General features: G+C 55.2%; 14 protein-coding genes and 1 pseudogene. 10 read left to right on the forward strand and 5 right to left on the reverse strand.

From position 1 onward, the window contains the following. On the forward strand, positions 1-272 hold a 272-nt coding region (locus tag M7F93_RS03450), incomplete at its 5' end, for an adenylyl-sulfate kinase (RefSeq protein ID WP_298169136.1). A gap of 35 nt (positions 273-307) precedes the next feature. Next, positions 308-1,846, forward strand: coding sequence for an NFACT RNA binding domain-containing protein (locus tag M7F93_RS03455; RefSeq protein WP_298169139.1), 1,539 nt, complete (start codon positions 308-310; stop codon positions 1,844-1,846). A 452-nt stretch (positions 1,847-2,298) separates the two neighbouring features. On the opposite strand, the gene M7F93_RS11905 is transcribed toward M7F93_RS03455, so the two are convergent. From M7F93_RS11905 to M7F93_RS03465, 3 genes are all read right to left on the reverse strand, one after another. Continuing rightward, positions 2,299-2,712, reverse strand: coding sequence for a type II toxin-antitoxin system HicA family toxin (locus M7F93_RS11905; protein ID WP_366144673.1), 414 nt, complete (start codon positions 2,710-2,712; stop codon positions 2,299-2,301). Positions 2,713-3,092: 380 nt separating this feature from the next. Further along, a complete protein-coding gene (locus tag M7F93_RS03460) occupies positions 3,093-3,479 on the reverse strand; it encodes a type II toxin-antitoxin system VapC family toxin (protein WP_298169142.1) in 387 nt (128 codons plus the stop codon). Continuing rightward, positions 3,476-3,724: a type II toxin-antitoxin system Phd/YefM family antitoxin gene (locus tag M7F93_RS03465; RefSeq protein WP_298169145.1), complete on the reverse strand. Its 249-nt coding sequence runs from the start codon at positions 3,722-3,724 to the stop codon at positions 3,476-3,478. Before M7F93_RS03465 ends, M7F93_RS03460 begins: the two co-directional genes overlap by 4 nt. A 193-nt stretch (positions 3,725-3,917) precedes the next feature. On the opposite strand from M7F93_RS03465, the gene M7F93_RS03470 reads away from it, so the two are divergent. The 3 genes from M7F93_RS03470 (at position 3,918) to M7F93_RS03480 (ending at position 5,343) form a co-directional block, all read left to right on the forward strand. Next, entirely contained in the window at positions 3,918-4,124 is a 207-nt protein-coding gene (locus M7F93_RS03470; RefSeq protein ID WP_366144674.1) for a HepT-like ribonuclease domain-containing protein, read from the forward strand. Between the two features lie 493 nt (positions 4,125-4,617). Beyond that, positions 4,618-4,989, forward strand: a complete 372-nt coding sequence (locus tag M7F93_RS03475; protein ID WP_298169148.1) for a hypothetical protein — start codon at positions 4,618-4,620, stop codon at positions 4,987-4,989. Positions 4,990-5,112: 123 nt separating this feature from the next. After that, on the forward strand, positions 5,113-5,343 hold the full coding sequence (locus tag M7F93_RS03480; protein WP_298169151.1) for a zinc ribbon domain-containing protein: 231 nt from the start codon (positions 5,113-5,115) through the stop codon (positions 5,341-5,343). Between the two features lie 94 nt (positions 5,344-5,437). Here M7F93_RS03480 and M7F93_RS03485 read toward each other — a convergent pair whose 3' ends face one another. Then, a complete protein-coding gene (locus tag M7F93_RS03485; protein WP_298169154.1) occupies positions 5,438-5,656 on the reverse strand; it encodes a hypothetical protein in 219 nt (72 codons plus the stop codon). 298 nt (positions 5,657-5,954) lie between these two features. Here M7F93_RS03485 and M7F93_RS03490 point away from each other — a divergent pair, with 298 nt between their 5' ends. The 3 genes from M7F93_RS03490 (at position 5,955) to M7F93_RS03500 (ending at position 7,066) form a co-directional block, all read left to right on the forward strand. Then, positions 5,955-6,431, forward strand: a complete 477-nt coding sequence (locus M7F93_RS03490) for a substrate-binding domain-containing protein (protein WP_298169157.1) — start codon at positions 5,955-5,957, stop codon at positions 6,429-6,431. A gap of 81 nt (positions 6,432-6,512) precedes the next feature. Beyond that, complete coding sequence (locus tag M7F93_RS03495) at positions 6,513-6,737, forward strand: hypothetical protein (RefSeq protein WP_298169160.1); 225 nt, start codon at positions 6,513-6,515, stop codon at positions 6,735-6,737. A 62-nt stretch (positions 6,738-6,799) separates the two neighbouring features. Continuing rightward, positions 6,800-7,066, forward strand: coding sequence for a hypothetical protein (locus tag M7F93_RS03500; protein WP_298169165.1), 267 nt, complete (start codon positions 6,800-6,802; stop codon positions 7,064-7,066). Here M7F93_RS03500 and M7F93_RS03505 read toward each other — a convergent pair. Further along, the gene (locus M7F93_RS03505; protein ID WP_298169168.1) at positions 7,063-7,986 is read right to left on the reverse strand and encodes a LysR family transcriptional regulator; all 924 of its coding nucleotides are present in this window, start codon (positions 7,984-7,986) and stop codon (positions 7,063-7,065) included. The two genes, M7F93_RS03500 and M7F93_RS03505, sit on opposite strands and share 4 nt — an antisense overlap. 105 nt (positions 7,987-8,091) lie before the next feature. Here M7F93_RS03505 and M7F93_RS03510 point away from each other — a divergent pair, with 105 nt between their 5' ends. Beyond that, a complete protein-coding gene (locus tag M7F93_RS03510) occupies positions 8,092-9,636 on the forward strand; it encodes a DHA2 family efflux MFS transporter permease subunit (protein WP_298169171.1) in 1,545 nt (514 codons plus the stop codon). Between the two features lie 83 nt (positions 9,637-9,719). Beyond that, positions 9,720-10,994: pseudogene (locus M7F93_RS03515) on the forward strand (efflux transporter outer membrane subunit); the annotation flags it as partial.

The raw sequence follows: 10,994 nt of genomic DNA on the forward strand, positions 1-10,994 counted from the left end.
GCGGTCTATTTATCGAAGTCCATGTGGCCACCCCGCTGGAGGTCTGTGCCGAGCGCGATCCCAAAGGCCTTTATGCCAAGGCCATGCGCGGCGAGATCACCGGCTTTACCGGCGTGGATGACCCCTACGAGGCACCGGAGCATGCGGAATGTGTATTGGACGCCAGCCTGCAAAAGCCGCCGACGGCGTTGGCGACACTGATGGGAGTACTGCACAGCTTGGGCGCGGTGACGGATAAGGCGGTCGTGATCGAGGCACGCAAAGAGGCATGAGCACGTTGCCAGTGCGCGCGGCTTAGCTTCGACAAATGGACACCTTACAACTCGCCGCCGCCGCCCAGTGTCTGGACCGCCAGCTCGCGCAGCAGGCCATCCAGGGCATCAGCGACGCGCCGGGCGGGATTTATCTGCACACCGCCAAGGCGCATATTGCGCTGATCGTGCAGCGTGCCCCTCTGGGGCTCTGGCAGGACCCGGCATTCCATAAGCCGGGCGCCCTGACCACCTGGAGCAGCCCGATCAACCAGCGTTTGGCGGGTTTTCGCATTCAGCGCATCCGCGTGCCCTGGGCAGATCGCATCGTGCGTATCGATTGCCGCCGCGTCCATATCAGCAAGCGGGTGGACCAGATCAGCCTGATTGCCGAGTGCTTTGGCGGACGCGGCAATATCGCCCTGCTGGATGAGGCGCAGCATATCCGTTGGGCCTGGCGTTGGGACAGTCTCGACGGCAAAGCCGCGCCGCGCTTTCTGCCCGGCATTATTTATGCGCCTCCGGAAGACAGTCGGCCCTTTGCTCAGCCTTTACCGACCACCGCCTGGCTGCGCCGCGTAGCGCCCCGTTATCGCCCGCAGCACACGGCGGATCAGGAGGCCATGCAGGAGGCCTGGTCGCTGCGGTCAGATCCCTGCGCGTCCTGGTGGCGGCAAGCGGTGGATGCGGATAACCCTGTCGTCTATCCCCTACCCATATTCGACTTGGGACCGATGCAGGAGATTCCAGCGCAGGAAGCACTGCACTTTGTGCAACCCACAGCGCATCCACAACCTTCCGCCCAGGAACGCGCCCGCACTCAGCAACGGCAACGCCTGCACCGCCGCATCCAAAAAATGCGCCAGGATATAACGCGCTGGGAGGACCCGGAGGTCTATCGCACCCAAGCCTTCGCCCTTTTTGCCCTGCCCGACGCGATGCCGTCCGCCACGCAGCTCAGTGCCCCGGACCACACCAGCGCCGCAGGTGCAACACTCACTATTACCGTGACACAGGGTAAGTCGCTGCACCGGCAGGCGCAGTGGTACATGCAGCAGGCACAACGCAGTCAGCGCGCGCAACGCGAAATCGCCACCCGCCTGCAAGAGGTGGAACATCTGCTGCAACATCTTACGACGGCCACGGAGGATGGGCAGATCGAGTCAGCGACAGGATCATCCACACCCACAGGCCCGGCACCCGTAAGATCCGCGAAGAAGGGCACGCCGAACAACACCGGCTTCAACCGCACGGTGATAGGAGGCTTTACGCTCCTCTGGGGGAAAAATGCGAAGGAAAATGATCGCCTGACCTTCCGCACCGCCAAGCCCTGGGACCTGTGGTTTCACATCCAGGACTTGGGGGGCAGCCACGTAGTGCTGTGCCGGGAAAATAGTCAAACCGTCGTGCCCGAAGCGGTGCTGACCGCAGTGGCACGCATTGCCCTGCAACAGAGTCAATCCCGCGCCATCAGCGGGGAGGTGGACTGGACGGAAATCCGCCACGTCCACCGCAAACCGGGCGGCGGCCCCGGACAAGTGATCTACCGCCACTTTCAGAGCATCCGAGTCCGCCGGAACGTAAGCGGCAACTGAGCGGCGCATCTTGCGAGTTATCGGTCATTGATGCACATCATTTCCCAGGATTTCCCTGTTTTCTCCATAGCGGCAGGGCGCATAAGCGTTTCAGGCAACGAGCCACCCATAATGAGCGGCTCGTTTTTGTTTTGGCCGTTAAGGCGCGCCCGGACCTCCGGGGGGTGGGCCGCCAGGTCCGCCTGGTGGATTACCGTAGCCATTGTTGTACTGACCAGGCCCTTGGCCGGGTGGTGGGGGCTGCTGCTGGTTGTACCCCTGATTTCCATATCCGCCGTAAGGGCTAACGGCACAGCCTGATAGAGCCAAAATACCCAAAGTAAGCACAACGATTCTTCCAGTGGAAATAGGCATGGTACATTCCTCCGTGTTTACCATTCATGAATATGCGGCGTCGTGAAGAATTTATCAACGAACGTATCGCGCCGGACCCAAACCATAGGCTGAATTTTCTATACAAAACGTAATACGTCATTTCGTCTGGTGGCTACTGATCCCTGCTGGGCGGGTGTCCTGATTTTGCTTGGTTCGCAGTCTGCTGGTTGGCCGCTATTTACAGACAAAATAGTGAAGGTTATCGAAAGTCCTCCGGGGATAGCCCTGTCTGCTTGGCAAGCCTCATCGTGAAACGCGAGCACGACATCTGGACAATCTGGGCGGCTGAGGGTTCGGTGTGAACCGCTCTGTCGTTTGACGCGCCAACCAATCCGAATGAGTGCGGCCAACACAAGCCGTGCCTTCAAAGACGGCCATTGGCTCGATGGTAATTGGGGAGGCGGGCATTTCCCCTTCGTCCGGGGGATCAGCAATGGCCCTGAGCGCAAGAACTTCAACCTTGGCCGCCGCATCGTTGCGCGATGCTCCATAGCACATGACACCAAGCATTTCTGGTATCTCTGCTATCCAGCGGCCATCCTCTGCCATCTCGTATTCAACATGAAGTTTCTGGTATCAATCTCGCCTATATCGTGTGTTTACTGTGTACCCAGTCTAGCACCTCCGACCAAGCATGGGTGGTTTAAAGGATTACGGAAAGATGAAGCCCATCTTTTTTGTTTTTGAGGGAGGTGCCGTTCTGGCGCCATGGCCTACCTTCCACCGACGTGCTGTGATGAGAAAATCATAGTGCAATTCAGTCGGCCAAGCTACCCGTTACCCGATCGGTGCCAGAATGCTGCTGAACAAACCTCTGAACGATCCAATGACCGCAATCAGTGTGATACAATTTCTATGTCCATATCTCTGCTCAAACCTTAATAATGGTATCGCTATAAAGCGCCACCAGCGAGTCGTGGGTCATTAGCCGCATCGGTTCCACGAGTGCTTGTGCCACAAGAATACGGTCAAACTGGTCTTGGTGGTGCATGGGCAACTCTTCCACTGCAACTACGTGCTCTGCCTCCACCGGAAGAAGTCGATAGTCCGACTCCTGGAAATACCGCAATGCGTCTTGGCTTGATACGGGCATATCTCCTCGCCCTAATGCATGCTTGATCGCAATTTCCCAGACGTTTGCCACGCTGACCCAAACGCTTGTCTTGGGCGACTGAATCAGGTCACGCGCCTTCTGGGACAATTTCGGATTGTCCATTATGGCCCACAGAGCAACCTGTGTATCCAGCAGCAAGTTCAAGCCTTCCCCTCACCCATGAACAAACGGGCCACGTCATCGTTATGCGCATCTATATTGTCGGGCACATCGAACAAGCCTTTGGCCACACCAATCCGTTTCCCGGGTGGATACATATTCACTGGCACGAGCTTAGCTGCAGGACGGCCATTCCTGGCAATCACAATCTCGCGCTCCGCTCCTTGCTCGATGGCCTCTACCAAGCGAGATAGAGAGGATTTGGCTTGTAGCATATTGACAGACTGCATCTGTTCCTCCTATGAATAGTGGGCGTACTCAGTCAATACTGCCAATACTGCCGTCGGCAGGGCAGCGGAAGCTGCCATCGAGGCTGATTGGCCTAGCGGATTGCGCATGGATCATTGGAGGGGCCAGCAGATGTGAAAACGATGAAAATACCATATACTGCCAACTGGCTATGTTGAGGTTCGGAGAGATACTATGCGCCCATCGCTCGCGTTTGAACTTCGTCGCAATGCCGCAACTAAAGCGATGAACATATACCCCGAGTTTGCGGAGGACCACTCAAAAATACCTTGGCGCGGCATGCACAATCGCATCGCCCATGGTTACTTCGACATCCATCTCGATGTGGTTTGGGATACCGTACAGGGCGCTCTAAAAACCGGCGCTCAGAACAAAGAATAATCTGGAAATCAGGATTCAAGCTATTTTACTGCCGTTTTGACACCTTTGACGGTAACGCAGCCATAGCGTTTGTCGAAGTTGCTGCTCAGAGGAAGTTGCGCTTTTTTGAGTTTTAATTAAGGCTATCTGGGTCTAATAGCGTGTGGCCTGCTATACGCTTGCAAGCTCTTACATGGGATCTTATTTTTATCAAAAAATGTAAACTTATGGGAGGGATTGTGAACCGATGGATTACATTGGTGATACTACTGATATGCATCTTCTCAATTGCTCTACCTTTTATTTTCTCCGGACAGGGGCCATACGGAGGCAATTCGGTGACATGGTATAAAAATCATCCAACAAAAACTAAAAAAGAGCTTGATTGGTGCAAAGAAAAGACAGCGCGTGGCAATGATGGGTCTTGTAGATATGCCATCAATGGAAACATGGATCGTATTTTTTGGCAGTAAATAATGTAATCAATAGCCTGTCATAGATTTACGGAGGTTTTATGAAACGATGGATTTTAGGTGCAATACTACTTGGCGAATTTACTACCGCCAACGCAACTATTTATCAATGTGGCAACTCGTTTCAGAATACCCCATGCCAAGGCGCGAAGGTCATCGGCGGTGCTCCTACTACGGCCAATAGTCAGGCAGCCGCTCGCATATCTGCTTTCTCTTCTGGCCAGAAAAAGATCTACGCAGGACTCCAAGCCAATGACGCAGCTCGCGCTCAAATAACCGCTATCAAATTGCAGCAACTACAACAGGAACAAGCACAGAGAAACGCGACCACACAGGAATATCACCGCCACATTCCAAGGGCTCCGTTGAACCCCATTAACGATGGGACGACCGTCGGAGAAGGCAGACCGTAATGCCGGAAACATATCAAGGAATCGGGCGACTGGCTTCTGTAACACCGCCATCTGAGCAGGCATCATTATTGCCCAATTGGACAACAGATGCCATTTTGGCCATAACCTGACAAAGGAACAAAGATGCCTATCTTCGATTGCCATTGCTGCGATTGCGACGCCGACTTTGAATTACTGGTCATGAGCTCAACCCATCCCAAACTGCCCGCAATGTGGCAACCAACACCTGGAAAAGCAGCTTTCACGGATGGCCGCACCTGGCCACAGTGCTGGGTGATGGCGCGTGGTCGTGCGCAGGCGGCGAAAGAGGGGCACTTGAGCCATTTTTCGCCCGCCGAGCGTAAATCACGCTGATTACGACGCAGGTCCAGGTCGCAGTTCGTTAAGATTACAGGCTTTACCAAACATGACCAATATCCCGACTCATCTCGCCAATAGTGGCGTTGTGTCAGGCTGCATAATTGGCTTCTTCCCAGATGGCGCACAATAACGCTTCATCCCTGGTAATTTCCGCATCACTATACTGCTTTTGATTGGCCACTTCGCAAGCCATAGGGTCAGCCCCATGCTGTGCGAAGACCTCCTCAGCCGCCTGTATGGCGAGGGCCATATCGTTTTCGCTCACCAATCCCACATCCTGGCCTGCCAGGGTAATGATTGTACGCATATTCATTTCTCCCTATCGCATTAAGCTCGCCAGATGTGGGAACTCCTGCACCATCGCCTCGACATGCGCCCGCCGTATCCGCAGTTTCAAAAAACCTCTCCTTAGATGTCAATAAGTACACATTATTGTCAGAAAGCGAACAAATAAGTGGGTTATAGGGCCGTGTGAAAGGTGCAGCAAAAAAGATGCCAAATTCATGGCATACCAGGGCATAACAAGCTTGAAAAGTATGTTGACAGCGAAAAATATTTACCGGTATATTCCATCGAATATTTCGCAAACCGCAGGAGTAGGGTCCGTGAAACACCGTCACTATCAAAGTTCCCTTGCACTGATCGTCGCCGCCAGCCTGCTGGGTTTATCGCCCCAGGCCATGGCCAAAGACCTGCATGTCGCTTATGCAGGCTCCATGGGTGCGGTCATGGACCTGCATCTCGGGCCGGCCTTCGCCAAAGCCCATAACGTGCAATATCAGGGAGAGGGCCAAGGCGCTTACGGCCTCGCCCACCTCATCGCCGCCCACAAACTGCGCACCGACGTTTTTGTCTCCATCACCCCCGGCCCCATCGAGGTGCTGATCAAGGCCGGTCTGGTCAAGGAGGCCTACCCGGTCGCCAGTACCGCCATGTGCATCGCTTATAGTCCCAACAGCCCCTACGCCAAAGACTTCAAGGAAGCCGCAGAAGGCAAAGTACCCTGGTATGAAATCCTGCAGAAGCCGGGGGTAGTCTTCGGCCGCACAGATCCCAAAACTGCACCACCAGCCCCACGGTAACAACGACAACCATCGCACTTGTCATAAGCTCCTTCAGGATGTACTGTATATATATACAGCACATCCTGAAGGAGGCATTACATGGCACCCCATCATTCTGCATCACAGCTCTGGCCCAAGACGGCGGGCATTCTGATCTTTGGCGCGCTGGTTGGTCTCTGGCTGGGACATCAGGACAAAGGTTATCAGCCCGGCCCGACGTCCTCTATGGGGTCTGTGATACTTCAGCAGACTCAACAAACGGCCACTCTCCAGCACACCGCACAAGACCAATCCGCCACGGAGCCTTTTATGGTGCGTCCGTGATAAACTGCGTCGGACAAAAATGGCTTTAGGGCCGATCACACACCGCAAATCAGGGAGTTACTTTGGAACTAGATCACAAGGCCCGCGAGGCCATAGAAGACATCATCAATCGTCGGGAGGGCATCAACTCCATACAGGCGCAGATGAAGGAAGACATCAAGGCGATAGCTGAGTACCTTGCGGCAAAACCCGCGCAGGTGGCCCGGATCATCAGCCTGGTGGAGCGGGAACGTGCCAAGGGAGATGTACTGGAGGCCGAGCGTGGGGTGATTGACGCGGCGGAGTCCATGATCCCCGTAACAGCGTCGGCAGAAGTGCAAGATGCTTAACGCGACGATGCGGCTACGGTGTCTGAAGTATGCACTGCATCCACATCCAGAAATTGCAGAAATGCCCGGATGGTATGGGACTGATAGATAGGCTGCGGTCTGGCCATATACAGCGTCCATTGAATGCCGTGCGGTGACGGCAAGCGGCGTACATTGACATGCCAGTCTTTTCGGTAGCGCAAAGCTGCAGCAGTCACAAAACCGATACCCAGTCCGGCGTCTACGGCGGCGCCCACCGCCTCGACACCGGTCACTTCGATGGATTGTTTGGGCGTTAAGTGTGCATCATGAAATACCCGCTCCACAGAGCGGCGAATGCCCGAGGCGCGTTCCCTCCAGATCATGGGGTAGGACATGAGGCTTTCCAGGGTGAGGTCGTCTTGCACCAGCAGCGGGTGGCCCTCCGGGAAAATCGTCATGATTTCATCGTGTAACCATGGCATTACCGTATAGTAGGAAGGCAACCCTTCCAGATCCAGCCCGCCTTCCAGAAAGAACAAATCCCAGTCGGACAACGAGATGTCCGACCAGTCGATGATGCCACCGCGCAGTTGGAGCTCCACATCGGGGAACTGGCGCTGAAAGGCCACCAGACGTTGCGGCAGAAAATAATTGGCCACCGTATTGGTCGCGGCGATGCGCAGCACACCGTTTTGCAGGCGCTGTCGGCGCAACACGATGTCGTCAAATTCGTCGACCACATCGCGCATCCGCTGCGCGGTGGAGAGCAATGCCTCCCCGGCTGGCGTGAGGCGAATACCACGGCCGCTGCGCATAGTGAGCGGCTCTCCCACCTGCTGGGTGAGTTTCTGTAAACGTTCCGTTACTGTCGGCTGGCTGCGGTGCAACATCTTAGCCGCCGCGCTGATGCCTCCGGACCGGGCTACCATCAGAAAAGTCAGTAAAAGCTCCGTATCCACTTATCGCTATTCCCTATAAATTATCTGTATATTTCCAATTTGACCTATATATTTACGAGCCGCATTATCGCGGCATCTTCAGAAAAATAGCAAACGCAATCGCCCGTGACGTATTTCCTCCGTATCGCCGCCCCCATACCAGCACTTAGCGCGTCCATGCTCACGCTCTTCAACCTAGTGATCGGGCTCGGGCATTTTCTCGTACTTTTTAACACCGGGGCCTATCTGCCCATGATTCCCCACGTTGCCGGGAGTCTGGGCGTCAACCCCGCTTATGCAGACTGGACCCAGGCGAATTTTTTCCTGGCTATGGCGCTGGCCTTTCCCACCGCGACGTGGTTTCTGAACCGCTGGGGGGAGATGCTCAGTCTGCTCGGCGCCTTCCTCGCCTTTGCCCTGGCTTCCGCCGTATGCGCCCAGACCCCCAATTACAACTGGTTTTTGGCCGCGCGCGTCGTCCAGGGCTATGCGGGTGGACTGACTATTCCCATTTCTCTTGGTGTCATTCTGCGTCACTACACTCCACAACGGCGCAATATTGGCCTCAGCCTGTGGGGCATCGCCGCCATTACACCGTTCACCTTAGGGCCGACCATCGGGGGCTGGATCACCGACACCCTGGGTTGGCGTTGGCTTTTTTACCTCAACATTCCCATTGCCATTGCGGTAGCCTTGATCAGTGCGATACTTCTGGTCGGGCGCGAAGCGGAACACCGCCATCCACCATTAGACTGGCCGGGTCTGATTTTCCTGCTGATTGCCTTGGCAGCGCTGGAGTCCGCGCTCAATTCCGGAGAAATCATCAGTTGGTGGCGTTCCAACACCATAATTTTTCTGACGATTATCGGCACTGCCGCGCTTATTTTCTTCGCGCTCTGGGAATGGCACAGCACCCATCCCTTGCTGGAACTGCGCTTTCTGCGACGCCGTAATTTCCTGATCGGAGCGATCGGGCTGTTTTTCACTACGCTCTTTTTTCAGGGCACTATGGCTATCTATATTATAGAGTTCCAGTTAACCATGGGATATTCGGCCTGGATGGCCGGCCTCTTATTATTGCCCATGGCTATTTTCTCAAAATTCGGTGCCACGCTCACCCAGCGTTTTTTGAATCACATCGACGCCCGTATACTCGGGATGATTGCCTTGCTGGGGTTTTCGGCAGGCAGTTTCTGGGTTTCTTCCTACGATCGGACCGCTTCGTTTGATGAATTGCTCTGGCCACAAATACTTGTGGGTATTTTTTTAGGCGGTTTATTCCCGCCATTGATTGCCATCGCACTTTCCGGATTGCGCGGCGCCGCTGAAATGCGCGGCACCGCTTTTCTAAATCTGTTGCGGGTGTGTGGACAGGCCATGGGTATTCCTATTATGGCCACCTTATGGGGCAGACGCCTTATTTTCCACGAGCATTTTCTCACCGAGGATAATGCGACGGAAAAGCATGGGATCAGCACATCACTGGGGCATGCGACGTTGGTCAACCACATAGAGTACCATGCCGCACTGCTGACTTTTAATGAAATATTTTACATCGCCGCGTGGGGATTTCTGATCGTGGCCAGTCTGTTATTGTTGGCCAAACGGGTGGTTTTCGCCGAGCCGGATGTCCGGGTGCGCCGGGCACTGGAAGAACTGGCGGAGCCCTGATGAAACGTAGCATCGCCCTTATCCTATCGCTGTTGCTGCTCGGCGCCTGCGCGCGCCTGCCGCAGCATCTCCCCGGCGACAAAATGGCGCATGATACCCAAATCAGAGGGATACTGGCCCAGTTTGACGGTCACGCCGGGGTGACCCCGGGTGCCTGGCCCGCGTCAAACTGGTGGGAAACGGCACAGCTACCGGCCCTGAATAATTTAATCAGCGAGGCGCTGCGCAACAATCCATCGCTACAGGCCGCCAGCGCGCGCATTCTGGAAGCCAAAGCGGCGGCAAAAAAACAGCATGCCACCCTCCTCCCACACTTTTCCGCAGGGGCGGCGGTGACTCAGGAGCACTTTTCCCGGCAAGGCTTGCACGCCCCGTTGAACGGCAAAACCATCACCTATGGTGCCCTCAATCCTCTGGAAATGCGCTATCACCTGGATTTGTGGGGACGTGACAACGATCACTTTCGTGCAGCCCTAGGGGAGGTACGCATCCATCAGGCAGATTACGCCGAGGCAAAATTATTGCTTTCCACCCGGCTGGCATGGCACTACTTTTTGCTGGCCGGTGATGTACAACGTCTCCGGCAGGTGGCACACGCGGAAGCCCTGCACAGATCCTTACTCCACCTGGAACAACAGCGCTGGCATGACGGCCTGAGCAATGCCCGCACCGTTTATCTTCAGGAAGAGGTGCGCGCCAGGGTACGTCAGTCAGCAGCCGAAATACAGGCAGCCATTGCTCAACAGCGCTATATATTGGCGGCACTGGCCGGACACGGACCCGATTGGGGGCGAAATATTCCGGTAGAGCCGTTGCCCACGCTATCCACAATCACCATACCCCGGAATTTGCCTCTACGCCTCATTGCCCACCGTCCGGACATAGTCGCTGCGCGCTGGGAAACAGAAGTCGCGGCGCAACAGGTGGGCGCGGCACATGCGGCTTTTTATCCCGATGTGAATATCGCCTTGTTTGTGGGATGGAACAGCATTCATCTGGGAGATTTGTTCAGCCCCGGTAATCTCGCACATGCCATCGGCCCGGTCATATCCCTGCCTATTTTCGAAGGGGGGACATTACGCGCCAAATTGAAGGAGCAAAACGCATTATATATAGCCACGGAAGACCATTATCGCGCCACCATCCTCGACGCAGTGCGCGAGACTGCCGGTCGTTTGGCCACTTGGCGGCAGATACGCAAAAAACTCCGGGCACAACGGCAGATGATTGTAGCCGCCGAGCATACGACGGTACTGGCTGAATCCGCCTTTCATTCTGGAATTACGGATAAAGCAGAAGCCTATAGCGCGCAGATTCAGGAAACGGAAATAAAAAATCAACTGCTGACCTTAAAGACG

The organism is Acidithiobacillus sp. (genome assembly GCF_027322205.1).
Classification (GTDB): domain Bacteria; phylum Pseudomonadota; class Gammaproteobacteria; order Acidithiobacillales; family Acidithiobacillaceae; genus Acidithiobacillus.

What these genes read in the sequence shown, in the direction of transcription:
- M7F93_RS03455 (WP_298169139.1), top strand. Translation starts at nt 308, where the DNA reads ATGGACACCTTACAACTCGCCGCCGCCGCCCAGTGTCTGGACCGCCAG.
- M7F93_RS11905 (WP_366144673.1), bottom strand. Translation starts at nt 2,712, where the DNA reads ATGGAGCATCGCGCAACGATGCGGCGGCCAAGGTTGAAGTTCTTGCGC.
- M7F93_RS03465 (WP_298169145.1), bottom strand. Translation starts at nt 3,724, where the DNA reads ATGCAGTCTGTCAATATGCTACAAGCCAAATCCTCTCTATCTCGCTTG.
- M7F93_RS03470 (WP_366144674.1), top strand. Translation starts at nt 3,918, where the DNA reads ATGCGCCCATCGCTCGCGTTTGAACTTCGTCGCAATGCCGCAACTAAA.
- M7F93_RS03475 (WP_298169148.1), top strand. Translation starts at nt 4,618, where the DNA reads ATGAAACGATGGATTTTAGGTGCAATACTACTTGGCGAATTTACTACC.
- M7F93_RS03480 (WP_298169151.1), top strand. Translation starts at nt 5,113, where the DNA reads ATGCCTATCTTCGATTGCCATTGCTGCGATTGCGACGCCGACTTTGAA.
- M7F93_RS03485 (WP_298169154.1), bottom strand. Translation starts at nt 5,656, where the DNA reads ATGCGTACAATCATTACCCTGGCAGGCCAGGATGTGGGATTGGTGAGC.
- M7F93_RS03495 (WP_298169160.1), top strand. Translation starts at nt 6,513, where the DNA reads ATGGCACCCCATCATTCTGCATCACAGCTCTGGCCCAAGACGGCGGGC.